The sequence below is a fragment of the Pseudomonas sp. PB101 genome, assembly GCF_009764265.1.
In the GTDB taxonomy this organism is placed as follows: domain Bacteria; phylum Pseudomonadota; class Gammaproteobacteria; order Pseudomonadales; family Pseudomonadaceae; genus Aquipseudomonas.
Genome location: NZ_RWIR01000067.1, coordinates 103,700 through 129,392 on the forward strand (window position 1 = coordinate 103,700; position 25,693 = coordinate 129,392).

General features: G+C 61.2%; 23 protein-coding genes and 5 tRNA genes. 11 read left to right on the plus strand and 17 right to left on the minus strand.

The features are described 5' to 3' along the window. Position 1 precedes the first annotated feature (1 nt). From EI969_RS20695 to EI969_RS20715, 5 genes are read left to right on the plus strand one after another with little or no spacing between them, the layout of a single operon-like run. A complete protein-coding gene (locus EI969_RS20695; protein ID WP_160389411.1) occupies positions 2 to 1,756 on the plus strand; it encodes a bifunctional alpha/beta hydrolase/class I SAM-dependent methyltransferase in 1,755 nt (584 codons plus the stop codon). Next, positions 1,756 to 3,099 carry a phosphatase PAP2/dual specificity phosphatase family protein gene (locus EI969_RS20700; protein WP_160389412.1) on the plus strand — a complete coding sequence of 448 codons (1,344 nt, stop codon included), beginning with the start codon at positions 1,756 to 1,758 and terminating at the stop codon, positions 3,097 to 3,099. Before EI969_RS20695 ends, EI969_RS20700 begins: the two co-directional genes overlap by 1 nt. Then, on the plus strand, positions 3,089 to 3,544 hold the full coding sequence (locus EI969_RS20705) for a hypothetical protein (RefSeq protein ID WP_160389413.1): 456 nt from the start codon (positions 3,089 to 3,091) through the stop codon (positions 3,542 to 3,544). Before EI969_RS20700 ends, EI969_RS20705 begins: the two co-directional genes overlap by 11 nt. A gap of 9 nt (positions 3,545 to 3,553) precedes the next feature. Then, entirely contained in the window at positions 3,554 to 4,174 is a 621-nt protein-coding gene (locus EI969_RS20710) for a 1-acyl-sn-glycerol-3-phosphate acyltransferase (RefSeq protein ID WP_160389414.1), read from the plus strand. A 1-nt stretch (position 4,175) separates the two neighbouring features. After that, positions 4,176 to 5,108, plus strand: a complete 933-nt coding sequence (locus EI969_RS20715) for a phosphatidate cytidylyltransferase (protein WP_160389415.1) — start codon at positions 4,176 to 4,178, stop codon at positions 5,106 to 5,108. A 230-nt stretch (positions 5,109 to 5,338) separates the two neighbouring features. On the opposite strand, the gene EI969_RS20720 is transcribed toward EI969_RS20715, so the two are convergent. The 10 genes from EI969_RS20720 to gltX form a co-directional block, all read right to left on the minus strand. Beyond that, complete coding sequence (locus EI969_RS20720) at positions 5,339 to 5,785, minus strand: Hsp20 family protein (protein WP_160389416.1); 447 nt, start codon at positions 5,783 to 5,785, stop codon at positions 5,339 to 5,341. A gap of 121 nt (positions 5,786 to 5,906) precedes the next feature. Beyond that, positions 5,907 to 6,866: a tRNA-dihydrouridine synthase gene (locus EI969_RS20725; RefSeq protein WP_150717010.1), complete on the minus strand. Its 960-nt coding sequence runs from the start codon at positions 6,864 to 6,866 to the stop codon at positions 5,907 to 5,909. Between the two features lie 132 nt (positions 6,867 to 6,998). Continuing rightward, a complete protein-coding gene (locus EI969_RS20730; protein ID WP_160389417.1) occupies positions 6,999 to 7,460 on the minus strand; it encodes a thioesterase family protein in 462 nt (153 codons plus the stop codon). 49 nt (positions 7,461 to 7,509) lie between these two features. After that, positions 7,510 to 8,343, minus strand: a complete 834-nt coding sequence (locus EI969_RS20735) for an alpha/beta fold hydrolase (RefSeq protein WP_160389418.1) — start codon at positions 8,341 to 8,343, stop codon at positions 7,510 to 7,512. A 29-nt stretch (positions 8,344 to 8,372) separates the two neighbouring features. After that, entirely contained in the window at positions 8,373 to 8,912 is a 540-nt protein-coding gene (locus tag EI969_RS20740) for a TetR/AcrR family transcriptional regulator (RefSeq protein WP_160389419.1), read from the minus strand. 185 nt (positions 8,913 to 9,097) lie between these two features. Next, positions 9,098 to 9,173 (minus strand) — tRNA-Glu (locus EI969_RS20745). Positions 9,174 to 9,253: 80 nt separating this feature from the next. Continuing rightward, positions 9,254 to 9,329, minus strand: a tRNA-Ala gene (locus EI969_RS20750). A 53-nt stretch (positions 9,330 to 9,382) separates the two neighbouring features. Next, positions 9,383 to 9,458: transfer RNA gene (locus EI969_RS20755), tRNA-Glu, on the minus strand. A gap of 81 nt (positions 9,459 to 9,539) precedes the next feature. Beyond that, positions 9,540 to 9,615: transfer RNA gene (locus EI969_RS20760), tRNA-Ala, on the minus strand. A gap of 259 nt (positions 9,616 to 9,874) precedes the next feature. Continuing rightward, positions 9,875 to 11,356 (minus strand): glutamate--tRNA ligase, encoded by a 1,482-nt coding sequence (gltX, locus tag EI969_RS20765; protein ID WP_160389420.1) that lies wholly within the window; start codon positions 11,354 to 11,356, stop codon positions 9,875 to 9,877. A gap of 230 nt (positions 11,357 to 11,586) precedes the next feature. Here gltX and EI969_RS20770 point away from each other — a divergent pair, with 230 nt between their 5' ends. Next, positions 11,587 to 12,675, plus strand: a complete 1,089-nt coding sequence (locus tag EI969_RS20770) for an HlyD family secretion protein (protein WP_160389421.1) — start codon at positions 11,587 to 11,589, stop codon at positions 12,673 to 12,675. A gap of 49 nt (positions 12,676 to 12,724) precedes the next feature. Next, a complete protein-coding gene (locus EI969_RS20775) occupies positions 12,725 to 14,215 on the plus strand; it encodes an MDR family MFS transporter (protein WP_371926005.1) in 1,491 nt (496 codons plus the stop codon). A gap of 141 nt (positions 14,216 to 14,356) precedes the next feature. Here the strand turns inward: EI969_RS20775 and uvrB are convergent, their stop codons facing one another. After that, positions 14,357 to 16,372 carry an excinuclease ABC subunit UvrB gene (gene uvrB, locus EI969_RS20780; RefSeq protein WP_160389423.1) on the minus strand — a complete coding sequence of 672 codons (2,016 nt, stop codon included), beginning with the start codon at positions 16,370 to 16,372 and terminating at the stop codon, positions 14,357 to 14,359. Between the two features lie 318 nt (positions 16,373 to 16,690). Between uvrB and EI969_RS20785 the strand changes: the two genes are divergently transcribed. After that, positions 16,691 to 17,887: an amino acid aminotransferase gene (locus tag EI969_RS20785; RefSeq protein WP_150717016.1), complete on the plus strand. Its 1,197-nt coding sequence runs from the start codon at positions 16,691 to 16,693 to the stop codon at positions 17,885 to 17,887. Positions 17,888 to 18,053: 166 nt separating this feature from the next. After that, entirely contained in the window at positions 18,054 to 18,263 is a 210-nt protein-coding gene (locus tag EI969_RS20790; protein ID WP_160389424.1) for a hypothetical protein, read from the plus strand. On the opposite strand, the gene EI969_RS20795 is transcribed toward EI969_RS20790, so the two are convergent. After that, positions 18,260 to 18,490 carry a hypothetical protein gene (locus tag EI969_RS20795; protein WP_160389425.1) on the minus strand — a complete coding sequence of 77 codons (231 nt, stop codon included), beginning with the start codon at positions 18,488 to 18,490 and terminating at the stop codon, positions 18,260 to 18,262. The genes EI969_RS20790 and EI969_RS20795 overlap by 4 nt on opposite strands. 228 nt (positions 18,491 to 18,718) lie before the next feature. On the opposite strand from EI969_RS20795, the gene EI969_RS20800 reads away from it, so the two are divergent. Then, positions 18,719 to 18,794, plus strand: a tRNA-Asn gene (locus tag EI969_RS20800). Between the two features lie 134 nt (positions 18,795 to 18,928). Here EI969_RS20800 and EI969_RS20805 read toward each other — a convergent pair. From EI969_RS20805 to EI969_RS20825, 5 genes are all read right to left on the minus strand, one after another. Continuing rightward, positions 18,929 to 20,446: a nucleobase:cation symporter-2 family protein gene (locus EI969_RS20805; protein ID WP_160389426.1), complete on the minus strand. Its 1,518-nt coding sequence runs from the start codon at positions 20,444 to 20,446 to the stop codon at positions 18,929 to 18,931. Positions 20,447 to 20,921: 475 nt separating this feature from the next. Beyond that, complete coding sequence (locus EI969_RS20810) at positions 20,922 to 21,752, minus strand: arylamine N-acetyltransferase (RefSeq protein WP_160389427.1); 831 nt, start codon at positions 21,750 to 21,752, stop codon at positions 20,922 to 20,924. A gap of 113 nt (positions 21,753 to 21,865) precedes the next feature. Then, positions 21,866 to 22,660, minus strand: coding sequence for an exodeoxyribonuclease III (locus tag EI969_RS20815; RefSeq protein WP_160389428.1), 795 nt, complete (start codon positions 22,658 to 22,660; stop codon positions 21,866 to 21,868). A gap of 128 nt (positions 22,661 to 22,788) precedes the next feature. Beyond that, positions 22,789 to 23,082, minus strand: coding sequence for a hypothetical protein (locus EI969_RS20820; RefSeq protein ID WP_160389429.1), 294 nt, complete (start codon positions 23,080 to 23,082; stop codon positions 22,789 to 22,791). Between the two features lie 128 nt (positions 23,083 to 23,210). Continuing rightward, positions 23,211 to 24,782: a GGDEF domain-containing protein gene (locus EI969_RS20825; protein ID WP_160389430.1), complete on the minus strand. Its 1,572-nt coding sequence runs from the start codon at positions 24,780 to 24,782 to the stop codon at positions 23,211 to 23,213. Positions 24,783 to 24,993: 211 nt separating this feature from the next. On the opposite strand from EI969_RS20825, the gene EI969_RS20830 reads away from it, so the two are divergent. Next, positions 24,994 to 25,461: a hypothetical protein gene (locus tag EI969_RS20830; RefSeq protein WP_160389431.1), complete on the plus strand. Its 468-nt coding sequence runs from the start codon at positions 24,994 to 24,996 to the stop codon at positions 25,459 to 25,461. The last annotated feature ends 232 nt before the right edge of the window (positions 25,462 to 25,693 follow it).

Sequence of the window (25,693 nt, forward strand, 5' to 3'; positions counted from 1 at the left end):
AATGCGCGAAGCTCGCCCGCAGACATTCACCACCCATGATGGCGTGGAACTGTTTTACCGATACTGGCCTGGCACCCCCGCCCCGGCCGAGGCGCGCAAGGCCGTGCTGTTGTTTCATCGCGGCCATGAGCACTCGGGGCGCATTGCCCACCTGGTGGATGAACTGGACTTGCCCGACTACGACTTCTTCGCCTGGGATGCCCGTGGCCATGGCCTCTCGCCCGGCGCTCGCGGCGACAGCCCGGGGTTTGCCACCAACGTGCGCGACGTGCAGACCTTCTGCGAACACCTGAAGACGACCTACCAGATTGACGAAGAAAATCTCGCGGTGATCGCCCAGAGCGTCGGCGCGGTGATCGTTGCCACCTGGGCCCACGATTACGCGCCACGCATACGCTCGCTGGTGCTGGCGTCGCCGGCGTTCAGGGTCAAGCTGTATGTGCCCTTCGCCCGTCAGGGGCTGGCACTGCTGCGCAAGTGGCGCGGCAATTTTTTCGTCAACAGCTACGTCAAGGCGCGCTTTCTCAGCCATGACCCGCAACGCGTCGCCAGCTACGACAATGACCCGCTGATCACCAAGGCCATTTCCGTGAATGTCTTGCTCGGTCTCTACGAAGCCGCCGAGCGGGTCGTGGCCGACGCCCAGGCCATTCAGATACCTGTTCAGTTGCTGATTTCCGGTGCCGATTTCGTCGTGCATCGCCATCCGCAGGAACAGTTCTTCGATCGCCTGGGCAGCCCGCACAAGGAAAAACATGTGCTGCCGGGCTTCTTCCACGACACCTTGGGCGAAAAGAATCGCGGCCTCGCCGTCGCCAGTGCACGCCGCTTCATCCTGCAGAACTTCGCCCAACCAGGCACCCGCCCTTCCCTGCTGGCCGCCGATCGCCTGGGCCTGACCTGCGCCGAATCCGAATCGCTGGCCGCGCCGCTGCCACACAACTCCCTGCGTGATCTGTACTGGCGCATGACCCGCGCCAGCATGCGCCTGGGCAGTCAGCTGTCGTCGGGGATCAAGCTGGGGTTCGATACCGGGTTCGACTCCGGCAGCACCCTCGACTACGTCTACCGCAATACCCCCACCGGCACATCCGGTCTCGGCCGCCTGATCGACCGCAACTACCTCGACTCCATCGGCTGGCGCGGCATTCGCCAACGCAAGCTGCATGTCGAAGAGCTGCTGCGCCTGGCCATGCAGCAGTTGCGCAACCAGGGACGCGAGGTGCGCATCGTCGACATCGCCGCCGGACACGGACGCTACATTCTCGAAGCCTTGCAGGGCGTCAGCCCGCTGCCCGAATCAATTCTGTTGCGCGACTACAGCGACATCAATGTGCGCGACGGCAGCGCGCTGATCCGCGAAAAAGGACTGGAAGGGATCGCTCGATTCGTCAAGGGCGACGCCTTCGACCGCGCCGATCTGGCCGCACTGGCCCCCAGGCCGACCCTGGCGGTGGTATCCGGTTTGTACGAGTTGTTCGCCGACAACCAAATGGTCGGCGCCTCCCTCGCCGGGCTGGCCGAAGCCGTCGAGCCCGGCGGCTATCTGGTCTATACCGGTCAACCCTGGCACCCACAGCTGGAACTGATCGCCCGCGCCCTGACCAGCCACCGCGAAGGCCAGGCATGGGTCATGCGCCGCCGCACTCAGGCGGAAATGGACCAACTGGTGGAGGCCGCCGGTTTTCGCAGGATCGACTTGCGCGTCGATGAGTGGGGCATTTTCAGCGTCGCCCTCGCGCAACGGGTGTCGTGATGCAACTCACTGCAACGGCGACACGTGAGCCTGGCTTGCTCAAACCGGCGGTGCTCTGGCTAGTGCTGCTGGCGCCGCTGTTTTTCGGCACGTATGGTTTCGCCACTTGGGTCACCGATCAGCGCGACGATGTCGGCAGCCTGGTGTTCGGCTGGGAAAGCCATATGCCTTTCTGGGCCTGGACCATTGTCCCGTACTGGTCCATCGACCTGCTGTACGGCTTGTCCCTGCTGCTGCCGCGCAGCCGCGAAGAACTGAAGCGTCATGCCTTGCGCCTGTTGACCGCGCAGGTGATCGCCGTCAGTTGCTTTCTGATCTGGCCGCTGCGCTTCACTTTCGCCCGGCCGGAACTGGATGGCGTGTTTGGTTGGCTGTTCGACGTCCTCGCCGGCTTTGACAAGCCGTTCAATCAGGCGCCATCGCTGCACATCGCCTTGCTGGTAATCCTCTGGAGCTGCTATCAGCGGCACTTGCAGGGCATCTGGCGCACGGTGATGCATGGCTGGTTCGCCCTGATCGGGATCTCCGTACTGACCACTTACCAGCACCACTTCATCGATCTGCCCACCGGCGCAATGCTCGGCTGGCTGTGTGTCTGGTTATGGCCGCTGGAGGGTTCCTCCGTCCTGCAAACCGTGCGTCTGGCACCCCGGGGCAAACGCTGGAAACTGGCGCTGCTTTACCTGCTGGGGGCGGTGGCTTTCACGGTCCCGGCTTTTGCCTTGGGGGGAATCTGGCTGTGGCTGCTCTGGCCGGCGCTGGCCCTGCTGCTGGTGGCGTTCAATTACGCCGTGCTGGACGCCGGCGGCTTTCAGAAGCGCGCCAACGGACGCCTGTCCGCCGCCGCCCGCTGGCTGTTTGCCCCCTATCTGGCCACCGCCTGGCTCAATTCGCGCCTGTGGACCCGCAAGGCCCCGGATCCCGATCGGGTACTCGACAACGTCTGGCTCGGGCGCATACCGACTCGGCGGGAACTCAAGGACAGTGCCTTCAACGCAGTCTTCGATCTGTGTGCCGAGCTCTCGCTCAATCCCGGCACCGTCACCTACCGCTCATTGCCTGTCCTGGATCTGACGGCACTCAATGCCGCGCAATGCGAGGAAGCCGCGCAGTCCATCGAAATCCTGCGTCAGCAAGGACCGTTGCTGGTCTGCTGCGCCCTGGGTTACTCACGCAGCGCCACTGCGGTGGCTGCCTGGTTGCTGCAGACCGGGCGAGCCGCGAGCGTCGATGACGCTATCCAACTGATCCAGTGCGCACGCCCGGGTATAGTTCTGGGCCCCCTTCATCGAAAAGCCCTGCAGCAGGTAGCGACCCGCATGGAGAGCAACATTGTCCATTGATATGCAACTGCAGCTGACAGCCAGTCTGTTGCGTCGTGGCGACTCGCTGGATCGGCTGTCCACCGGGCTCACCCTGTTGGGCGCCTTGCTCGGCCTCAGCCAGTATGTCCTGACCAACCCGGGGGCCTGGGGCGTTACCTGCGGCAGCGGGCTGCTGGTGCTCGGCCTGTGGCAGAAATACTGGGCGCTGCGGGTCGCTTTCGATGCCGATCTGTTCCAGCGCCTTGCCCGGAGCGCTGCAGATCTCGGCGAGCGCACCCAGGCCCTCGATCAAGCCCTGACAGCGCTGAATCTACAGCCCGCCGAACGCGCCGGACGCCCCTGGAGCCAACGCATCGCCGGTGCCCTCAAGCTGTTGCGGCGCCAGGCAATGCTGGTGGCGGCGCAAGTCCTGTTGACCCTGGTTTTCATCCTGGCCGGCCCCTGGCTGGCCGTAGCGGGATAAGGAGTTCTCATGCTGGAACCCGTGGTTGCCACCCTCATCACGTCTGCCGCGCGCCTCCTTACCGGCGCCCGCAGCCTGTGGCTCGGTTGTGCGCCGCAAGCGGTGCAGCGCATCTATTTCGCCAACCACAGCAGCCATGGCGATTTCGTGCTGCTGTGGGCATCGCTGCCGCCCACCTTGCGCGACATCACCCGACCGGTCGCCGGCGCCGATTACTGGCTCAAAAGCCCCCTGCGCCGGTACATCATCAACCGGGTGTTCAATGGCGTGCTGATTGACCGCGAGCGCAAGGACAACGCCGATAATCCGTTGCAGCCGATGCTCGATGCCCTGGCAAACGGCGATTCGCTGATCATCTTCCCTGAAGGCACGCGCAATCCCGAAGACGGCCTGCTGCCGTTCAAAAGCGGGCTGTATCACCTGGCGAAACAGTACCCACAGGCGCAATTGATCCCGGTGTGGATCGCCAACCTCAACCGCGTCATGCCCAAGGGGCGCGTGCTGCCGCTACCGCTGCTGTGCACCATCAGTTTTGGCGCCGCGCTGGCCGTGGGCGAAGAGGAAAGCAAGGCGCAGTTTCTCGAGCGCAGCCGCGAAGCGCTGCTGAACCTGGCCGGGGAGCATGCCTGACATGGACAGACAGACCTTGATGTTGTTCGCAGGTATCGGCGCGTTTCTGCTGCTGGCCTCGCTGATCGGTTTTGTACTCAAACGACGCACCCGGGGAACCGCCAACCCGGTGATCGACAACCTCAACGCGCGCATCAATGCCTGGTGGGTGATGGTGCTGGTGATCGGGGTCGCCTTCTGGCTTGGCACCACTGCGGTGATCCTGCTGTTCTACCTGGTGTCGTTCTACGCCCTGCGCGAATTCATGACCCTCACGCCGACCCGCGGCAGCGACTACCCGGCACTGGTGGCGGCTTTCTACCTGGCACTGCCGTTGCAATACCTGTTGATCTACTACGATTGGTACGGGCTGTTTTCCATCTTCATCCCGGTCTACGTGTTTTTGCTGCTGCCGATCCTGGCGTCCCTGGGTGGTGACAGCACACACTTTCTCGAGCGCGCCTCAAAGGTCCAGTGGGGTCTGATGATCGCGGTGTTCTGCGTGTCCCACGTACCCGCCCTGCTGACCCTGGACATCGCCGGTTATGAAGGGCGAAACCTGCTGTTGATCGCCTATCTGGTGATCGTGGTGCAGATGTCGGATGTGCTGCAATACGTGTGCGGCAAGCTGTTCGGCAAACGCAAGATCGCGCCGAAACTGTCGCCCTCCAAAACCGTGGAAGGCTTTGTCGGCGGCATTGTGCTGGCCTCGCTGATCGGCTGCGCCTTGTGGTGGATCACGCCGTTCACGGCGTGGCAGTCACTGTTCATCGCTCTACTGATCAATTTGCTGGGTTTCGCCGGCGGCATCGTGATGTCGGCGATCAAGCGCGACCGGGGCGTGAAGGATTGGGGACACATGATCGAAGGCCACGGCGGCATGCTCGACCGACTGGACTCGGTGTGTTTTGCAGCACCGATCTTCTTTCATCTGGTGCGCTACGGCTGGACTTGAGCGCTTCACCCCACCCCGGGAAAACGCAATACCTGTAGGAGCCGGCTTGCTGGCGATGGACTCCAGTGCGCCGCGTTTATCCAACTTTCCCACGTTATCTTTGACGACCATCGCTGCGATGCGGCGACCCGACAAGCCAGCGAATGGCCAAAAAAAAGACCCCGACAGGTCGGGGTCTTTTTGTTTTAGCCGGCCGTTTGATCAATCACAAACCCGGCATCAGTCTCGACTCAATGTTGCAGAGTCGGTTTCTGCGCCCCGTTGATCGGGATGCGCTTGGCTTTTGCCTCTTCCGGAATCACTCGCAACAGGTCGATGCTCAACAGACCGTTGCGCAGGTCGGCAGCCTTGATCTCGATGTGATCGGCCAGGCGGAAGGACAGCTTGAACGCACGCTGGGCAATGCCCTGGTGCAGGAAAGTCACGCCCTCGTTGGCGTCACGTTTGCCACCACTGATGGTCAGCACACCCTTCTCGACGTGCAACTCCAGGTCGTCTTCCTGGAAACCGGCGGCCGCTACGACGATGCGGTATTGATCGTCGCCGTGTTTTTCCACGTTGTAAGGTGGATAGGTGCTGCCTGGCTCATTGCGCAGGGCGGTTTCGAACAGGTCGTTGAAACGGTCGAAACCTACCGAGGAACGGAACAGTGGGGCGAGGGAAAAAGCAGTACTCATGGTTCAAATCTCCTGAAAACAATCAGCAAGGTTTTTTGTCTCCGCGACCCGAATTCGGCATCGCGTAACCCTTAGATAGGGACCGCTGATTGCATTTCAAGAGACTGTTTTGAGATTTTTATCAGGCCGCTTCCGCCACCGGCAGCCCCAACAAGCGCGAGACATTATCCAGCTCGGTCTCACGCCGCAGGACGGTGAACAGCTCTACCGCCTCTGGATAATTGCGGGTCAGCATCGCCAGCCATTGCTTCAGCCGCCCCGGCGATTGGCGTGGGGTCATCTGTGCCTTGGCCTGCAGCCAGAAGTCCTGGACCAGTGGCAGCAACTCGTTCCAGGTCATCTCCACGACCTCCTCTCCGGCCCGTGCGGCGGCGATCTGCCGGGCAAGGTCCGGGCGTGAACAAAGGCCACGGCCGAGCATGATGTCTTCCACGCCGCTGATCTCGCGGCAGCGACGCCAGTCTTCGACGCTCCAGATGTCACCGTTGGCGAATACCGGCACCTTGACCACGTCCTGCACCCGTGGAATCCACTCCCAGTGCGCCGGCGGCTTGTAGCCGTCGACCTTGGTCCGCGCATGCACCACGATGTGTTCCGCGCCGCCTTCGGCGAGGGCCGTGGCACACACCAGCGAACCGTCCGGGCTGTCGAAGCCCAGGCGCATCTTGGCGGTGACCGGAATGTGCGCGGGGACGGCGCGGCGGACGTGCTCGACGATCTGGTTGAGCAGCTCGGGTTCCTTGAGCAATACCGCGCCACCCCGGGATTTGTTGACGGTCTTGGCCGGGCAGCCGAAGTTCAGGTCGATCACTTCGGAACCCAGTTCGCAAGCCAGCGCGGCATTTTCCGCCAGGCACACCGGATCGGAGCCGAGCAGTTGCACACGCAGCGGCACGCCGGAGGCCGTCCGGGCACCGTTGAGCAACTCCGGGCCGAACTTGTGGAAATAGGCAGGCGTCAGCAACTGGTCGTTGACCCGAATGAACTCGGTCACGCACCAGTCAATACCACCCACGCGGGTCAGCACATCGCGCAGGATGTCGTCGACCAACCCCTCCATGGGCGCCAAAGCAATTTGCATGAAAAACACACTCGAGGAAAAACGTGCGGCAGTTTACTGGATTGCGCGAAGAATCTGCAGAACATCGCGACCACCTGTGGGAGCGAGCTTGCTCGCGATTCAGGCGACGCGGTTTATCAGGCACACACCGCGTTATCGTTCATCGCGAGCAAGCTCGCTCCCACATTGGGTCAACGCCGGGCCATAGCCCTCGATGAACTCCGTCGGCATGCGCTTGGGCTTGCCGGTGGACAGCTCGATGCAGACGAACGTGGTTTGCGCACGCAGCAGCGTTGCATTGTCGCTTGGGCGGATCAACTGGAAGTGCCGGGTCATTTTCAGGCGCTGGTCCCAATCGACGATCCAGGTCGCCAATTGCAGCTCATCGCCTTCATAGGCCGCCGCCAGGTAATCGATCTCGTGACGCACCACCGCCATCGCCCGGTCCAGCCGCCGATACTCGACCAGATCCAGGCCAAGGCGCTGGGAGTGGCGCCAGGCACAGCGTTCGAGCCAGGTCACGTAGACCGCGTTGTTCGCGTGCCCCAGCCCGTCAATGTCCTCGTCGCCCACCTGCAGATCAATGATAAATGGCGTTTCCCGATCCCAGCCCATGCCCCAACTCCCGGTCAGATGATTTCGACCGGGGCAGTGTAACGGATGCTCAGGCGGATTGGCGCGATTGCAGACTGCGACCGGCCAGCAGTGACAACACGCCATCAATCACCCGCGGATCGGCGAGCACGCGCTGATGCCCGCCTTCTTGCAAGCGCAACAAGCGGCTGTCGAACCAGGCTTCGTGGATCAGTTGCGACTCCTTCACCGGCACCATGTTGTCATCTTCGGCGTGGACGATCAGGCCAGGCATGTCGAGCTGATAGTGCGCAACATCCAGCGTCGCGGCGCGCATGCCGACATCCCTCTCGACCTGGCGAATGAACGCCGAACGTGCTTTCGGCGGCAGCCCCACATAACGGGCAAAACCGCGCAGCACCCCCAGAATCCGCGCCGGAGCGGCAATGGAGACCAGGGTTTCGGTACGCAGGCCCAACTGCACCGCGAGCATGGCACTGGCGCCGCCCATGGAATGGCCGATGACCGCTTGCAGGGGTGGCAGTTCGGCAGCGGCTTCCAGCATGGCGCGAGCGAACAGCACCACGTTCGCTTCACTGCCCGGCGAGCGACCGTGAGCCGGACCATCCAGGGCGACCACCGAATATCCGGCATCGACCAGCGCGGTGATGAGACTGGCAAACTGCGTCGGCCGACCTTCCCAGCCGTGCATCAGCAGCACGGCAGGCCCCTGCCCCCAACGCAGCGCGGAGAGGCCGAAGCGCAGGGTGATGCGCTCCGATCGCGCCAGCAGCGGCAATTCCCAGTCCCGGGGCGGCAGATCCCGCGGGGTCATGAAGGCCACGCGCATTTTGCTCGCGACCAGTTTCGGGGCAAACCAGCCCAAGGTGCCATTAACGCCACGAACCCACTTTAACGCGCTCATCGCATTCTCCTCAGGCCGCAGCCTTCAGGTCAACGCACTGCCGATTTGGCGGCACGCAGTAATCGATCGGACAGCTCTCCCGGCCCCAGCGCCCGCGCCAGAGCCAGCCCACCCACCATCAAGGCCATATCGGCCAAGGCTTTTTCGGTTTCTTCAGGACTGGCCGCCAACTGCGCGACCATCAGTTCCACATGCTCATTCAGGGCGACACGAAACGCTTCCGGCAGCCGCCCCAGCTCGCCGACCGATGCCGGGATCGGGCAAGCCGATTCGGAGGAATCACGATGCCTGCGCGACAGATAAAACGCGGCCACCAGAGCGCGACGTTCTTCGCCGGTCAACTGCGCGTCCATGTCGGCAATCAGGTCGCGGCGATGACCGAGCAATTGCCTGAACGCCTCGAGCATCATCGCGTCCTTGCTTTCGAAGTGTGCGTAGAAGCCGCCGACCGTCAGGCCCGCCGCGCCCATCACTTCGCCCACGCTTGGCTCGGCCGGGCCGCGCTGAATCAGCGCGGCGCTGGCGGCCTTGAGGATGCGTTCGCGGGTTTGAGCTTTTTTATCGTTCATCGTTGCCTCCGAATATTACGATTGAAATATTATTCTCATAATAAATTTTAGCAAGTCATAGCTGCGACCGCTGGTCTGACGAACAGTTTTTTTGGAAATGGGGGAATTTGGCCAAACGCCAGACAAACAAAAGGGCCATTCAATAATTGAATGACCCTTATAAAATCCCGCAGAGCGGGTAATCGTGGCGTCCCCTAGGGGACTCGAACCCCTGTTACCGCCGTGAAAGGGCGGTGTCCTAGGCCACTAGACGAAGGGGACGCAAAACCTTCTATACAACTGATCAGTGCTGAGTACTGATCGATTCAAGGCCGGTGTGGCCAGACCTTGAACTGTAAAATTGGTGGAGCTTAGCGGGATCGAACCGCTGACCTCCTGCATGCCATGCAGGCGCTCTCCCAGCTGAGCTAAAGCCCCGGATTTTTCGCCTCGCGGCGGAGTGACATCTTGCAACATCACTTCTGTAAAACTGGCGTCCCCTAGGGGACTCGAACCCCTGTTACCGCCGTGAAAGGGCGGTGTCCTAGGCCACTAGACGAAGGGGACGCAAACCCTTCTATACAACTGATCAGTGCTGAGTGCTGATCGATTCAAGACCGGTGTGGCCAGACCTTGAACTTGTAAAATTGGTGGAGCTTAGCGGGATCGAACCGCTGACCTCCTGCATGCCATGCAGGCGCTCTCCCAGCTGAGCTAAAGCCCCTCATCATTGATGCATCTTCGATGTCATCGCTGAGGACGGGGCGAATCTTAAGGGCGTATCGAAAGTCTGTCAAACTTATTTTTGATTTTTTTTAAAATTTTTTGCCGACATAACAATCACTTACCGCCCTTCCCCGGAAAAAACGGGGTTTTCCCCAACTGTAGGAGCTGGCTTGCCAGCGATAGCAGCCGCAAGATTGATGCAGGCTGCAAGGTCGCTTCGCCAGCAAGCCGGCTCCTACAGGTCCAACCCAGCGGGATCAGGCAATCGCGCCCAACAGCTTTTCCCACTCTTTGTTTTCTTTCTTAGACACGCCGCCCAGCAGGTCGATGGCCTGACGCAGACGGAAACGGGTCAGGTCCGGCCCGAGGATTTCCATCGCATCGAGCACCGAGACCGAGCTGGCCTGGCCGGTGATCGCGGCGAACATCAGCGGCATGGCGTCACGCAGCTTCAGCTCCAGGGATTCGACCACCGCCTGGATGGTCGCGGTGATGCTGTCCTTTTCCCACTGACGCAGGCTTTCCAGCTTCCACAGGATCAACTGCATCAGCTGGCGGACCTGATCGCCCGACAGCTTCTTGGATTCGAACAGCTTGGCATCGGGGTTCACGCCACCGGCAAAGAAGAACCCGGCCAGCGGTGCCACCTGGCTGAAGGTCTCGACCCGGCCCTGTACGTGCGGCGCGATCTTCATCATGTATTCGGAGTTGAACGCCCACTTCTGCACGCGCGCGGCGAATTCTTCCACCGGCAGGTCACGCAACCACTGGCCGTTGAGCCACGACAGCTTCTCGATGTCGAAGATCGGCCCGCCGAGGGACACGCGCTTGAGATCGAAGTGGTCGACCATTTCCTGCAACGAGAACTTCTCGCGCTCGTCCGGCATCGACCAGCCCATGCGGCCCAGATAGTTGAGCATCGCTTCTGGCATGAAGCCCATACGCTCGTAGAAGGTCACCGAGGTCGGATTCTTGCGCTTGGACAACTTGCTCTTGTCCGGGTTACGCAGCAGCGGCATGTAGCACAGCTCCGGTTGTTCCCAGCCGAAGTACTCGTACAGCAGGATCAGCTTCGGTGCCGATGGCAGCCACTCTTCGCCGCGCAATACGTGGGTGATGCCCATCAGGTGGTCATCGACCACGTTGGCCAGGAAGTACGTCGGCAGGCCGTCGGTCTTCATCAGGACCTGCATGTCCATGCGGTCCCACGGGATCTCGACGTCGCCACGCAACATGTCCGGCACCACGCAGACGCCTTCGCTCGGCACCTTCATGCGGATCACGTGTGGTTCGCCAGCAGCCAGGCGACGGTCAACCTCTTCCTTCGACAGCAGCAGCGCACGGCCGTCGTAGCGCGGGGTTTCACCACGGGCCATCTGCTCGGCGCGCATCTGGTCCAGCTCTTCAGCGGTGCAGAAGCACGGGAAGGCATGACCGAGCTCTACCAACTGTTGGCAATATTTCTGATAAATATCGCCACGCTCGCTTTGACGGTACGGACCGTGCGGGCCGCCGACGTCCGGGCCCTCGCTCCACTCGATCCCCAGCCAGCGCAGGGCGTCGAAAATCTGCTGTTCGGACTCGCGGGTCGAACGCAATTGGTCGGTGTCTTCGATCCGCAGGATGAACTCACCGCCATGCTGCTTGGCAAAGCAGTAGTTGAACAAGGCGATGTAGGCGGTGCCTACGTGGGGATCCCCGGTAGGCGATGGCGCGATGCGAGTGCGGACGGTGGTCATGGCATGTCTCGAAAAGAATAAAAGCGAAGTTCAAACAAGGCGCGAATGGTAACAGGCGACACCCGCCCGGCTCCAGTGAACAGGGCATTTAAGCCAAGGTTGCGTCTGTAACGCCCGTATGGCGCAGCGAATGGCCGAATATCAGCCGTTGGCATTTACCGTTTATCGGCTGTATGCCAGATTTGCCTGCTGATACCTTCTCTTACAATTTCTCGACTACAGTTTGCCTCATGCCTGCCCAACTCAAGCGTCGCCTCTTTACCTTCCTGCTGATTGTCCTGCTGATCGCCGGGGGCCTGTTTGCCCACTGGTTCTTCAAGGGGCGCTTTTATGAAAGCACCGACAACGCTTATGTCCAGGGCGAGATCACCCGTGTGTCGAGCCAATTGGGCGCGCGCATCGATCAGGTGCTGGCGCAGGACAACCAGCATGTCGAGAAAGGCCAGTTGCTGATCAAACTCGAAGGCGACGACTTCCACCTCGCTGTCGACCGCGCCAACGCGACCCTCGCCACCCGCGAAGCCGAGCGCCTGCAAGCCCAGAGCAAACTGACCCAACAGGCCAGCCTGATTGCCGCCAGCGAAGCGCAAGTACAGTCCAGCCAGGCCAGCCTGGGCCGCTCACAAATCGACCTGACCCGCGCCGAGACCTTGCGCAAGCCTGGTTATGTCTCGGAAGAACGGGTGACCACCCTCTCCGCCGACAACCACATTGCCCGTTCGCAACTGGCCAAGGCTCAGGCGGATGCCCAGGGCCAGCGCCAGCAAGTCAACGCACTGAACGCCGAGATCAAGCGCCTCGACGCGCAGATCGCCAATGCCAAGGCCGACCTGGCGCAAGCCGAGCTGAACCTGACCCGCATTGAAATCCACTCGCCCATCAGCGGCCTGATCGGCCAGCGTGCCGCCCGCGAAGGCCAGGTTGTGCAGGCCGGCGCGTATTTGCTGTCGATCGTTCCGGACCGGGACATCTGGATTCAGGCCAACTTCAAGGAAACCCAGATCGGCCACATGCACCCCGGCCAGAAAGCCGAGCTGATCTTCGACGCCTACAGCGACACACCGATCCAGGCCCGGGTCGACAGCCTGTTTGCCGCCTCGGGCGCGCAGTTCAGCCTGTTGCCGCCAGACAATGCCACGGGCAACTTCACCAAAGTCGTACAACGGATTCCGGTAAAGCTGACCTTCTCCGCCGACAACCCGTTGCGCGGCAAGATTCGTCCGGGCATGTCGGTGACCGCCAAGGTGAACATCAAGGACGCCCCCGACGATGTCACCACCAAAGTGAGCCGCCAAGACGCCGCCGACGATGGCCGGTGACCAACTGATCCGCCCGGTCGGCGAACCGACCCGGCGGGACTGGATCGCGGTGATGAGCGTGATGCTCGGCGCCTTCATGGCCGTGCTCGACATCCAGATCACCAACTCCTCGCTCAAGGATATCCAGGGCGCGCTGTCGGCGACCCTGGAAGAAGGCTCGTGGATTTCCACCTCCTACCTGGTCGCGGAAATCATCATGATCCCGCTCACCGCCTGGCTCGTGCAGTTGCTCTCGGCACGACGCCTGGCGGTGTGGGTGTCCCTCGGATTCCTGGTCGCTTCCCTGCTCTGCTCCATGGCCTGGAGCCTGGAAAGCATGATCGTCTTTCGTGCGCTGCAGGGCTTTACCGGCGGCGCGCTGATACCGCTGGCATTCACCCTGACCCTGATCAAACTGCCGGAACACCACCGCGCCAAGGGCATGGCCATGTTCGCCATGACCGCCACTTTCGCCCCCTCCATCGGTCCGACACTCGGCGGCTGGCTGACGGAAAACTGGGGCTGGGAGTACATCTTCTACATCAACATCCCGCCCGGCCTGATCATGATCGCCGGCCTGATGTATGGCCTGGAGAAAAAGGAAGCGCACTGGGAACTGCTCAAAAGCACCGACTACGCCGGCATTCTCACCCTCGGCGTCGGGCTTGGCTGTTTGCAGGTATTCCTGGAGGAAGGCCACCGCAAGGACTGGCTGGAATCGAGCCTGATCGTGACCCTGGGCAGCGTTGCCCTGGTCAGCCTGATCAGCTTTGTGATCGTGCAGTTTTCCAAACCCAATCCACTGATCAATCTCGGCATCCTCGGCAATCGCAACTTCGGCTTGTCCAGTATTTCCAGCGTCGGCATGGGGGTCGGGTTGTACGGCTCGATCTATCTGCTGCCGCTGTACCTGGCGCAGATCCAGAACTACAACGCCTTGCAGATTGGCGAGGTGATCATGTGGATGGGCGTGCCGCAGCTGTTTCTGATTCCGCTGGTGCCCAAGCTGATGAAGTTCATCTCGCCGAAATGGCTGTGCACCCTGGGCTTCGGCCTGTTCGGGCTGGCGAGTTTCTCTTCGGGGGTGCTCAACCCGGACTTTGCCGGGCCGCAGTTCAACCAGATCCAGATCATCCGCGCCCTGGGGCAACCGCTGATCATGGTCACCATCTCGTTGATCGCCACCTCCTACATCCTGCCCCAGGATGCGGGGTCGGCGTCGAGCCTGTTCAACATCCTGCGCAACCTCGGCGGCGCCATCGGCATCGCCCTGCTCGCGACGTTGCTCGATGCACGGACCAAGGTTTACTTCGACTACCTGCGCGAATCCATCGTGCCAAGCAATCCGCAGGTGGCCGAGCGCATCGCCTCGCTGGCTGAACGATTGGGCGGTGAAACGGCGGCACTGGGCAAACTCAGCGAGATCGCGCATCAACAGGCGTCGATCATGGCCTATAACGACGCGTTTCACTTTGTCGGGATTGCGCTGGGGATCAGCATGGTGGCGGTGTTGCTGACCCGGAAGTTGCCGGAGGGGTTGAAGGCTGGCGAGGCGCACTAGTCAAGTATTGTGGTGCCAGGACTGGCCCCATCGCGCGCAAGCCCGCTCCCACAGGATTGATGGTGCTCACAAAACTTGTGTCCACCCACCGACCTGTGGGAGCGGGCTTGCCCGCGATGAGGCCCTGTCAGGCGCCGCCAATCAAACAGTCAGTAGACGCTCGCGCAACTTGGCAATCTCGTCGCGCATCTGCGCCGCCGCTTCGAACTCCAGGTCGCGAGCGAGCTGGTACATCTTCTCTTCCAGCGCCTTGATACGCTTGGCGATCTCGCCCGGCGAGCGCAGTTCGGCCTCGTACCGGGCGTTTTCCTCGGCGGCCTTGGCCATGCCTTTGCGCTTCTTGCTGCGCGAACCGGGCACGGTGGCGCCTTCCATGATGTCGGCGACGTCCTTGAACACGCCTTTTGGCGTGATGCCGTTGGCCAGGTTGAAGGCAATCTGCTTGTCACGACGACGCTCGGTTTCACCGATCGCGCGCTCCATGGAACCGGTGATCCGGTCGGCATACAGAATCGCCCGGCCATTGAGGTTACGCGCCGCGCGGCCGATGGTCTGGATCAGCGAGCGCTCGGAGCGCAGGAAACCCTCCTTGTCGGCATCGAGGATCGCTACCAGCGAGACTTCCGGCATGTCCAGGCCTTCGCGCAACAGGTTGATCCCCACCAGCACATCGAAAGTGCCCAGGCGCAGGTCGCGGATGATCTCGACCCGTTCCACGGTGTCGATGTCCGAGTGCAGATAGCGCACACGCACGCCGTGGTCGGCCAGGTAATCGGTCAAATCCTCGGCCATGCGCTTGGTCAGCGTGGTGACCAGCACCCGCTCCTCCAGAGCGACGCGCTTGCTGATTTCCGAGAGCAAGTCGTCGACCTGGGTCAGTGCCGGGCGGATCTCGATTTGCGGGTCCACCAAACCGGTGGGACGCACCACCATGTCAATGACGCGGCCGGCATGTTCGGCTTCGTAGTTGCCGGGGGTCGCCGAGACGAAAATCGTTTGCGGGCTGATGCTTTCCCATTCGTCGAAGCGCATCGGTCGGTTGTCCAGCGCCGAGGGCAGACGGAAGCCGTATTCCACCAGTGTCTCTTTACGCGAACGGTCGCCTTTATACATCGCGCCCACCTGCGGCACGCTGACGTGGGATTCGTCGATCACCAGCAAGGCGTCTGCCGGCAGGTAATCATAAAGGGTCGGCGGCGCCGCTCCGGCTTCACGGCCAGACAAGTAGCGCGAGTAGTTTTCGATGCCGTTGCAGTAACCCAGCTCGAGGATCATTTCCAGGTCAAAACGGGTGCGCTGCTCCAGACGCTGGGCTTCCACCAGTTTGTTGTTGGCGCGCAGGTATTCCAGGCGTTCCTTCAATTCCTCCTTGATCCCTTCCACGGCCCCCATCAGGGTTTCCCGTGGCGTCACGTAGTGGCTCTTGGGGTAGAAGGTGAAGCGCGGCAGTTTGCGAATGACTTCGCCGGTCAGCGGATCGAATGCCGACAGGCTTTCCACCTCGTCGTCGAAGAGTTCGATGCGGATCGCTTCAAAATCGGATTCCGCCGGATGGATATCGATCACATCGCCACGCACGCGAAAGGTCGCACGGGCAAAATCCATGTCATTGCGGGTGTATTGCAGGTCGGCCAGGCGTCGCAGCAACTCACGCTGATCGAGCCGGTCGCCGCGATCCACGTGCAGCACCATCTTCAAATAGGTTTCCGGGCTGCCCAGACCGTAGATGCACGACACCGTGGTGACGATGATCGCGTCCTTGCGCTCCAGCAAGGCCTTGGTCGCGGAAAGACGCATCTGTTCGATGTGGTCGTTGATCGAGGCGTCTTTCTCGATGAAGGTGTCCGAGGAAGGTACGTAGGCTTCAGGCTGGTAGTAGTCGTAGTAGGAAACGAAATACTCCACCGCGTTGTTCGGGAAGAACGCCTTGAACTCCCCGTACAACTGCGCCGCCAGGGTCTTGTTCGGTGCCAGCACCAGGGTCGGGCGCTGCACCTGCGCGATCACGTTGGCGATGCTGAACGTCTTGCCCGAGCCGGTCACACCGAGCAGCGTCTGGTGCGCCAGCCCGGCCTCGATGCCCTCGACCATCAGGCGGATGGCTTCCGGCTGATCGCCGGCTGGCTCGAAACGGGTGACTAGCTGGAATTCAGACATGAAAAACCTCTGGATCAGGCACGAACGAGAAAGACCGCAAACGACCGATGTCTCCCGAGGAAAAAACTGGATTGTGCTCAATGTGGAGCCGATTGCCAGCCCTTTCAAGGCAAACGTCCTACATCCGGTAAAGTGTCCGACATAACCAATCGACTAACGGTCGAAAAATAATCAAAAAAACTTACCTTAAAAGCCGAATAGCCTGTCGCCATTGATCGCGGATGGCCTCTATACTAGCTCCCCGTTTGTGCACCGCTCTAGTGCATTCGGCTGGAGCGCGACACGTCCCTCCACTCTCCATTCAGAGCCGCCGCAATAATGAGCCTGTTCTCCGCTGTCGAAATGGCACCACGCGATCCAATCCTGGGCCTCAACGAAGCATTCAACGCCGATACCCGTACCAACAAGGTCAACCTGGGGGTCGGTGTTTACTGCAACGAGGAGGGGCGAATTCCACTCCTGCGCGCCGTTGTCGAAGCCGAAACCATTCGCGCCGCTCAACACGTTTCCCGTGGCTACCTGCCAATCGACGGCATTGCCGCCTACGACCAGGCCGTGCAAAAACTGCTGTTCGGCAATGATTCGCCACTGCTTGCCGCTGGCCGCGTCATCACCACCCAGGCCGTTGGCGGCACTGGCGCACTGAAAATCGGTGCCGATTTCCTCAAGCAACTGCTGCCGAACGCCGTCGTGGCGATCAGCGACCCGAGCTGGGAAAACCATCGCGCGCTATTCGAAACCGCCGGTTTCCCGGTGCAGAACTACCGCTACTACGATGCCGCGACCCACGACGTGAACCGCACCGGCATGCTCGAAGACCTGAACGCGCTGCCAAACGGCTCGATCATTGTGCTGCACGCCTGCTGCCACAACCCGACCGGCGTGGACCTGAGCCCGGCGGACTGGAAAAACGTCCTGGAAGTCGTCAAAAACAAAGGCCACGTGCCATTCCTCGACATGGCGTATCAAGGTTTCGGTGATGGCATCGACGAAGACGCCGCCGCCGTGCGCCTGTTCGCCGAGTCGGGCCTGACCTTCTTCGCCTCCAGCTCGTTCTCCAAATCGTTCTCGCTGTACGGCGAGCGCGTAGGTGCCCTGTCGATCGTCAGCGAATCGAAAGAAGAAAGCGCGCGCGTACTGTCGCAAGTCAAACGCGTGATCCGCACCAACTACTCCAACCCGCCGACCCACGGTGCCAGCGTTGTTGCTGCCGTACTCAACAGCCCGGAACTGCGCGCCCAGTGGGAAGCCGAACTGGCCGAAATGCGCCTGCGCATTCGTGGCATGCGCACCCAGATGGTCGACCTGCTGGCCAAAAAAGCGCCTCAGCGCGATTTCAGCTTCGTCGGTCGTCAGTGCGGCATGTTCTCCTACTCCGGCCTGACGGTTGAGCAAGTTCACCGTCTGCGCAACGAGTTCGGCATCTACGCCCTGGACACCGGCCGCATCTGCGTGGCTGCGCTGAACCAGAGCAACATCGAGGTGGTGACGGACGCTATCGTCCAGGTCATCTGATCCGGCCTTGAAATGAAAAACGGGAAGCCATGTGGCTTCCCGTTTTTCATTCGCTTCAGATAATTTTCAAAGCAACGACCCAGCCCTCTAGACTGCACACATCTACCCTGTAGGAGCCGGCTCCTACAGGTTTTATGTATGCCTGAGTATTCTGCGAGAACCCTTTATGAAAAACGATGACCTGCGCGCCGACCGCGATGACCTGGATGAACTGGATCGCTTCATCCCGCGCACCCCGGCCAAACGCGGCAACAACCTGGTGATGCAAGTGGCCACCGGCGTATTTCTCGGCGGCCTGGCCCTGTGGCTGGTGCAAGTGGGGGCCACGGCGCTCTACGCCAAACTGATGCTTGGCACCATTACCTTCGGCGGTTAAGCCAGTTCGGTCGCACGCTGGCTGGCCGCGTCGTCATAGGCGACGTAGAGCGATTCGGCGATCTGACTCTTGATCGCCTTGGTGCTTTCCAGCCCCAGGACAAAACCTTCCGCCTTGCCGCCCGCACGGTTCAATTCTTCAGCGGTGCCGGCCTGAGTGATTGCGTCGAACAGCTTTTCGGCATGGGGGCCAACACCTTTGGGCAGGCTGATCTGAGAGATGCTCATGGGTGCACCCCGGAATGTCGAGGTGTGAGTTTCAATTGATTCATGGCGCGTACCTTTTCGGCGAAATGGCCGGCAGCGCGTGTCACCACTTCCGGGCGGCCATGGTAGACCCCTGCTGCGATTCTGGTAACCGCCAATGACCGCTAAACCACCGCCCGTCCCCATGAATCCGTCCATTTGCCATTCGGTGCTTGACTTCTCTTTTTGAATCAGTAACATAGGCGCCATTCCGCGATAGCTCAGTTGGTAGAGCAAGTGACTGTTAATCACTGGGTCCCTGGTTCGAGTCCAGGTCGTGGAGCCAGACAGCAACATCGAAAAGCCCCTGAATCGAAAGATCCAGGGGCTTTTTTGTGGCCGCTTGAAAAGCCATCTTCAGAAAAGCAAAAAGCCGATCTGTCCATTCGACAGATCGGCCCTTTTCAGTAGCCGTGAACGTCAGACATGTTCACTGCTTTTCGCGTGCGCCGCCCGTGGTTCTGCCACCCCGTGCTCCGACTCCAGAACCGGAATCTCCTTGCCGTCGCAGTCGTGAAGCTTGCCGTCGCTGAAGTAGTCGCCTTCACGCAATGCCGCCAGATCCTGATAACACAGCACGCGCTCGGTACCCGCCGCAAACACCGACTGCTGATCGGAGTTGCCGGCAGTGAGGTGGTTGAAGGTCAGGTTCAGCACGATAGCCATGATCGCCGAGGAGCTGATGCCCGAATGGAAAATGGTCGCGAACCAGCTCGGGAAGTGATCGTAGAAGCTCGGTGCCGCGATCGGGATCATGCCGAAGCCGATCGAGGTGGCAACGATGATCAGGTTGACGTTGTTGCGGTAGTCGACCTTGGACAAGGTCCGGATGCCGCTGGCCGCCACGGTGCCGAACAGCACGATGCCGGCGCCACCCAGTACCGAGGTCGGCACGGCGGCGATGACCCGGCCCATGAATGGCAGCAGGCCGAGGATCACCAGGAACAGACCGCCGGTGGCCACCACATAGCGGCTCTTGATCCCGGTGACCGCCACCAGCCCGACGTTCTGTGCAAAGGCGCTCTGGGTGAAGGAGCCGAAGATCGGCGCGAACATGCTCGACAGCATGTCGGCGCGCAGACCGTTGCCCAGGCGCTTGGAGTCGACCTTGGTGCCGATGATTTCACCGACGGCCAGAATGTCGGCCGAGGTTTCCACCAGCGTCACCATCACCACGATGCACATCGACAGGATCGCGGCGAAGTGGAAGGTCGGCATGCCGAAGTGGAACGGCGTCGGGAAGCCGAACATCGGGCCCTGGGATACGGACGAAAAATCCGCCATGCCGAGGAACACCGCGATGATCGTGCCGATGACCATGGCCAGCAGAATCGACAGGCGGGAGATGGTCGCACTGCCGATTTTGCTCAGCAGCAGCACCAGCACCAGCGTCACCGCCGCCAGCCCGATGTTCGCCATGCTGCCGAAGTCCGGCGCGTGGCTGTTGCCGCCCATGGCCCAGCGCGCGGCTACCGGCATCAGCGTCAGGCCGATGGTGGTAATCACGATGCCGGTCACCAGCGGCGGGAAGAACCGGGTGATACGCGAGAACACCGGGGTTATCAGCAGGCCGATCAGGGACGCCGCTATCACCGCCCCCAATACCGACTGGAACCCGCCCTCCCCGCCACTGCTGACAATCGCCACCATGGTCGCGACGCCGGAGAAGGAGACGCCCTGCACCAGCGGCAACTGACAACCAAAAAACGGAAGACCCAGGGTTTGCAGCAGCGTCGCCAGCCCCCCCGCAAACAATGAAGCAGCAATCAACAAACCGATGTCCGCCGGCGAGAGCCCGGCCGCCTGGCCGATGATCAAAGGCACCGCGACAATACCGCCATACATGGTTAGAACATGTTGCAGGCCATAAGCCATATTCGCGCCGATCCCTAGGTTTTCGTCCTCGGGCCGTTGGTGTGAAACATGGGGCGTTTTCATGGTAGGGGGTTCCCTGGTTTTTGTTATGCGCACACTGTATTCAATAATCAGGACAAATGTCTATAGAGTTGTATACAACTTACCATCCACATAATGACCGGACAGCCATTCAGCCCAGCGCCCGTGGGCAATCACATCTTGAAAAGCCTTCAAACATGTCACTCCATGGCCTGTTTTTTTGCATACGAATTTATGGATTTCCTGACGACCGGCGAAGCGTTGCCGGAATCGCCAATCACAAGGCAAAAAACGCGCCGCTCTTGGCTGGCACGGGCAATTGAATGCAGTACAGGACGCCGGAGAGGCCCGACGAAATGCCGTCACCGCCAGCAATGACGGGGTCTTTGGCTTGTTTGCAGCATCGACACGGCGGGGGCGCCTGTGAAGGCTGTGGCTATCAGTCAGCGCCACACTGAAAACAAAAACGGGGCCGATCGATGCATTCGGCCCCGTTCCAGTGCATACAATGAGCGACCTACTTTGGCTCTGAAAGCAAGCGATCGAGCATCCCGTTCAACTGCCCATGGTCCGGTGCCTGAATGCCAAACTCACGGTGCAACAGTTCAATCAGCGATTGCACATCCGCAATCTGCCGCCGCTCGCTGTCATGGCCAATGCGGTGGATCGCGAAACTGCCGTTGTTGAGCGTACGGCGCCACCCCTCCCCGGTGCGCGCCACCATCAACTGCTTGACGAAAGACGACTCGGGATGGGTCGAGACGTACCAGTTGCCGACTGCAAAATCGATATCCTCCTGGCGTTGCAGGTCGAAGATGTACATCGCTCGCCATTCACCCGCAACGTTGGCCCGCAGGGTAAATCCGTCGACATGCAGGTCGATGCGATACGGTTCGTGCGGGGTGAGTTGTTCGCCGCGGGAATCGAGCAGCAGTGGCGCGGTCGGCACCATGCCACCGAAGCCGACGTCGGTGATGTAGCGTACCCCGTCGATGATCACCAGGCTCAGGCGATGGGTACGGGCGGTCCACGCGCCCTCCGGCTGGCCCATCACCACCCGGCCGCTGATGGCTCGGGCGTCGAAACCCAGTTCTTGCAGCAAGGCCAGAAACAGGTTGTTGAGTTCGTAGCAGTAACCGCCACGGCCATCGTGCAAGACCTTGCGCTCGATGGACGGCAAGTCGATCAGCACCGGTTCGCCGGATAACGTGGTGAGGTTTTCAAACGGGAAGACGCCGGTATGGCGCAATTGCAGTTGGCGCAGGGTTTCCAGGGTCGGTGCCGGGGGGACATCGAAGCCCAGGCGGCGCAGATACAAAGCACGGTCGGTCAGGCGTGGCTCGCTCATCGTTCAATCCTTTTGCACGCAAGCGGCGGATTGCTCCGCCAGTGGCGTTATGTATACGGGATCAGCCACTGCTGCCGACAATTGATTTAGCCAATCACCCGGCATGAAAAAACTCAACGGCGCTTGCGCGAACCCAATTGAATCCAGGTGGGCGCGTGGTCACTGGCGTGGGGCTCGTTGCGTACCCACGCGTCCACTCCGGCGTCTTGCAGATACGGACTCAGGGCCGGGTTGAGCAGCAGATGGTCGATGCGCAGCCCCGAGTTTTTCTGCCAGTGCTGGCGGAAGTAATCCCAGAACGTGTAGAGCCGATCCTGCGGATGCAAGTGCCGCAATGAATCGGTCCAGCCCTGGTCCAGCAACCGCTGGTAGCACTCGCGACTTTGCGGTTGCAGCAAGGCGTCCTTGAGCCACGAGCGCGGGTTGTAGATGTCCAGGTCGGTGGGCACCACGTTGTAATCACCCGCCAGCACCACCGGATGGTCGCTGCCTTGCAGGGTCTGGGCGTGACGGATCAGCCGCTCGAACCACGCCAGCTTGTAATCGAACTTCGGCCCCGGCTGCGGGTTGCCGTTGGGCAGGTACAGGCAGCCCACCAGAACCCCGTGGACGGCGGCTTCCAGATAACGACTGTGACTGTCGCTGTCATCGCCGGGCAGCCCGCGCCGGCTTTCCAGCGGTTGCGCATCCCGCGCCAGGATCGCCACGCCGTTCCATGACGCCTGTCCCTGCCAGATCGCGCCATAACCGGCCGCCTCGAGCTCGGCAACCGGGAATGCGCTGTCCACCGCCTTCAACTCCTGCAAGCAGGCAATGTCCGGCTTTTCCCGTTCAAGCCAGGCCAGCAGGTTCGGCAGCCGTGCACGCAGGCCATTGACGTTGAATGTGGCGATCCGCAGCTTCTTCATGAACGAACACTCCTGGGGATGAGGTGCCTGAACTGTGACACCTGCCCTTTTCGCGGGTTGCACCCGAGGTCCCTGCCACGTGCCAATCGATGCCACTCGTCAAGCGGGCGGCACCAACCGCGCGCCCGTCAGCCCAACATCAGGTAAGACTCTTCCCGGGAGACGACCATGATGAACATCAGCATGACTTCGCTGTTCCTGGCGGGATTGTTGTCGGCATCGCCGCTGGCTGCATTGGCGGCATCCGGCGCTGAGGATGGCACGACCAGTACGACATCGGGCGCGACCCGCAACTCAACCATGTCGCCGGACCACAACCGCCCCATCGAACCCTCGGGTGACAACGGCCGCGGCAATGGCCCCAGTTCGGCAAGCGGCACGACCGGCGTCAATGGTCCGGGCAGCGGCGCGGGCGGTGGCACCGGCGCCCCCGGTGGTGGAACAGGCGGTGCTGGCGGCGGGACGGGCAGCTGGACAAACAAAAGCAGCCGATGACAGGCCGTCATTGGCTGCTTTTTGTCGTCTGGGGCTTTCGTTCTGGAACACAGACTCAACGATCGGAGCGCATCAACGCCTCGACCCCGCCCGCCATCGACAAGGTTGCCACGCGGTTTCGCCCCGAATGCTTGGCCTGATACAACGCCGCATCCGCCCGTTCGACAAACACATCCATGCTGTCGCGCCCCGACGGCACGAACGAATAGCAACCCAGGCTGACCGTCACATAGCCATTTGGCGAGCCGGTGTGACTGATGTTCTTGTCGATGACGCTGCGCCGGATCTGCTCGGCAATCGTCATCGCGCCATGGATGTCGGTGTCGGGCAGCAGCACCGCAAACTCTTCGCCGCCGTAACGCACCGCCAGATCCGCCTTGCGGTGGCAGCAACTCTTCAGCGCGCGTGCCACTTCGGCCAGGCAGTGATCCCCCACCACGTGGCCGTAGGTGTCGTTGTAGCGCTTGAAGTAATCGATATCGAGCATGATCAGGCTCAAGGGGCTGGCCCGGCGGGCACCGCGTCCGAACTCGATGTCCAGCGCGCGCTCGAACAACCGGCGGTTGGCCAGGCCGGTCAGGCTGTCATGGGTGGCGATCAGTTCCAGGGCTTCCTGGGCCCTGCGCAAGTCCGACTCGACCCGTTCGCCAACACGCACCTGATGAATGAACACCCAACCGAACAACCCCACGCCCACCAGCACCAGGGCAACGATGAGGCTGGAGCGGAACGCCGTCTCGTACCAGCCCGCGAGAATGGATTCGGTGGACGACGCGGCGGCGACCACCAGCGGATACGCCTCCAACTGTCGGTAACCGTACATGCGCGTCACGCCATCGATGATGGACGTGAACATCGCATTGCCGGAGGTGGCCAGTGGCAGGAATTTCTGGAAAATCTCGCTCTGGGCCAGTGACACGCCGATCTGTGCCTCGACAAAAGGTCGCCGCGCCAACAAGGTGCCATCGGTGAGGCCGAGAAACATCGAGCCGTTGTCGTCGAGGTCGAAGCTTTTGAAGAACTGGTCGAAGTACGACATCTTGATGCCGGCCAGCAACACGCCCTGGAAATGCCCGTTCCTGTCGTTGACCCGCTTGGAGACCGGAATGATCCACTCGCCGTTTTCGCGGCTGCGGATGGCCGGACCGATGTGCGCCACCGACGAGACGTTCTGCTGGTGATACTTGAAGTACTCGCGATCCGCGACTCCGGCACCCCGGGGCAGGTTTTCAAACGAGGTCACCACCCACTGGCCCTTCTGGTCGAACAGCAGGATGCCGTGCAGCTGATCCAGCGCCAGCACCCGCCGGGCGAAGGTCTGCTGCAGGCGCGAGCGCTGCTGCGGACCGAAACCGTCGACCTGAATCCAGTCCACCAGGCTGGTCAGCACCAGGTCGGCCTTCATGAAGGTGTCTTCGGCTTGCTGGGCCATGGCGCGCGTCAGGTTCGAAGACGCCACTTGCGCAAGGCTCAGGTCATGGCGACGGGACTGTTCCAGTTGCAGGTAGAGCAAACCGCACAGGCACAGACACACCGTGGCAATGAACAACACCGCGGCCTTGCGCAGCGGTATGCGTTTCAATGCAACGCCAGGGACGTGGTCCGGGTGGTTAAAGCGCGTGGGCAAAAGTTCATCCTGTCGGGGGCAAGGCATGGGCATCGACCCAAGGCCCTCAGTCTTTGTGGGCCGTAGTTTACGGGGTTATCCAGAATAATTGGGCAGCCACTTGCCCAGCGGTATCACACCCGCAGGGGCAGTGCGGCAAACATGATCCAGGGCAGCGCTACCTGCGCGTCAACGAGCTACGATTAGACAGACCTCAATACAGGGAATCGACATGAGCAAGGCAGACGAGCTCGCGGCAAAATTGAAACAGACCCGGCTGACCGGCACGGATCAAGCGATCGACGCCTGGCCGGGCCAGGTCTACGAGCTGTATCAACAGATAGAGCACTGGCTGCTGCCCTTGACCGAGGCTGGCCTGGTCCTGCGGCGCAACGCCACACACGTGTTCGAAAGTCACCCCGATGGCGACGCTTACGACTACGCCATCGACCAGTTGGTGATCACCGGCAACAAACACAGCCTTACCCTCGACCCCGTTGCGCGCTTCACGGCGGATGGCGAAGGGCGGGTCGAGATTCACTCCCAGGGCAACGAGTTCGCCCTGTTGCGCACCGTGGACGACCACGGCGAAACGCACTGGTGGCTGCAAACGATCGAGCAAGCCACAGCGCAACTGGATGCAGTGGCGCTGACGGAAAGCGATCTGCTTGTGGTGGTGCAACAAGGGTTGGCGCTTTAAGGGATTGGCCGATCGGATGGCACACGAAACCTGTAGGAGCCGGCTTGCTGGCGATGGGCTCAAGTGCGCTGCGTTTATCCGGTTAGCACGCGTTATCGTTAACGACCATCGCTGGCAAGCCAGCTCCTATGTATGGACTCGCCCCCACTGTCTACCCGCTTTTGAAAAACCGCTGCCCCGTTGCATCTATGTATTAGGCCTATTCGTGGAAGCCGTCTTCGGCTTCTGGCCA

What these genes read in the sequence shown, in the direction of transcription:
- EI969_RS20810 (WP_160389427.1), bottom strand. Translation starts at nt 21,752, where the DNA reads ATGAGCGAGCCACGCCTGACCGACCGTGCTTTGTATCTGCGCCGCCTG.
- EI969_RS20770 (WP_160389421.1), top strand. Translation starts at nt 11,587, where the DNA reads ATGCCTGCCCAACTCAAGCGTCGCCTCTTTACCTTCCTGCTGATTGTC.
- EI969_RS20740 (WP_160389419.1), bottom strand. Translation starts at nt 8,912, where the DNA reads ATGAACGATAAAAAAGCTCAAACCCGCGAACGCATCCTCAAGGCCGCC.
- EI969_RS20830 (WP_160389431.1), top strand. Translation starts at nt 24,994, where the DNA reads ATGAGCAAGGCAGACGAGCTCGCGGCAAAATTGAAACAGACCCGGCTG.
- EI969_RS20695 (WP_160389411.1), top strand. Translation starts at nt 2, where the DNA reads ATGCGCGAAGCTCGCCCGCAGACATTCACCACCCATGATGGCGTGGAA.
- EI969_RS20730 (WP_160389417.1), bottom strand. Translation starts at nt 7,460, where the DNA reads ATGGGCTGGGATCGGGAAACGCCATTTATCATTGATCTGCAGGTGGGC.
- EI969_RS20720 (WP_160389416.1), bottom strand. Translation starts at nt 5,785, where the DNA reads ATGAGTACTGCTTTTTCCCTCGCCCCACTGTTCCGTTCCTCGGTAGGT.
- EI969_RS20790 (WP_160389424.1), top strand. Translation starts at nt 18,054, where the DNA reads ATGAAAAACGATGACCTGCGCGCCGACCGCGATGACCTGGATGAACTG.
- EI969_RS20700 (WP_160389412.1), top strand. Translation starts at nt 1,756, where the DNA reads ATGCAACTCACTGCAACGGCGACACGTGAGCCTGGCTTGCTCAAACCG.
- EI969_RS20805 (WP_160389426.1), bottom strand. Translation starts at nt 20,446, where the DNA reads ATGAAAACGCCCCATGTTTCACACCAACGGCCCGAGGACGAAAACCTA.
- EI969_RS20815 (WP_160389428.1), bottom strand. Translation starts at nt 22,660, where the DNA reads ATGAAGAAGCTGCGGATCGCCACATTCAACGTCAATGGCCTGCGTGCA.
- EI969_RS20795 (WP_160389425.1), bottom strand. Translation starts at nt 18,490, where the DNA reads ATGAGCATCTCTCAGATCAGCCTGCCCAAAGGTGTTGGCCCCCATGCC.
- gltX (WP_160389420.1), bottom strand. Translation starts at nt 11,356, where the DNA reads ATGACCACCGTCCGCACTCGCATCGCGCCATCGCCTACCGGGGATCCC.
- EI969_RS20710 (WP_160389414.1), top strand. Translation starts at nt 3,554, where the DNA reads ATGCTGGAACCCGTGGTTGCCACCCTCATCACGTCTGCCGCGCGCCTC.
- EI969_RS20715 (WP_160389415.1), top strand. Translation starts at nt 4,176, where the DNA reads ATGGACAGACAGACCTTGATGTTGTTCGCAGGTATCGGCGCGTTTCTG.
- EI969_RS20785 (WP_150717016.1), top strand. Translation starts at nt 16,691, where the DNA reads ATGAGCCTGTTCTCCGCTGTCGAAATGGCACCACGCGATCCAATCCTG.
- EI969_RS20725 (WP_150717010.1), bottom strand. Translation starts at nt 6,866, where the DNA reads ATGCAAATTGCTTTGGCGCCCATGGAGGGGTTGGTCGACGACATCCTG.
- uvrB (WP_160389423.1), bottom strand. Translation starts at nt 16,372, where the DNA reads ATGTCTGAATTCCAGCTAGTCACCCGTTTCGAGCCAGCCGGCGATCAG.
- EI969_RS20735 (WP_160389418.1), bottom strand. Translation starts at nt 8,343, where the DNA reads ATGAGCGCGTTAAAGTGGGTTCGTGGCGTTAATGGCACCTTGGGCTGG.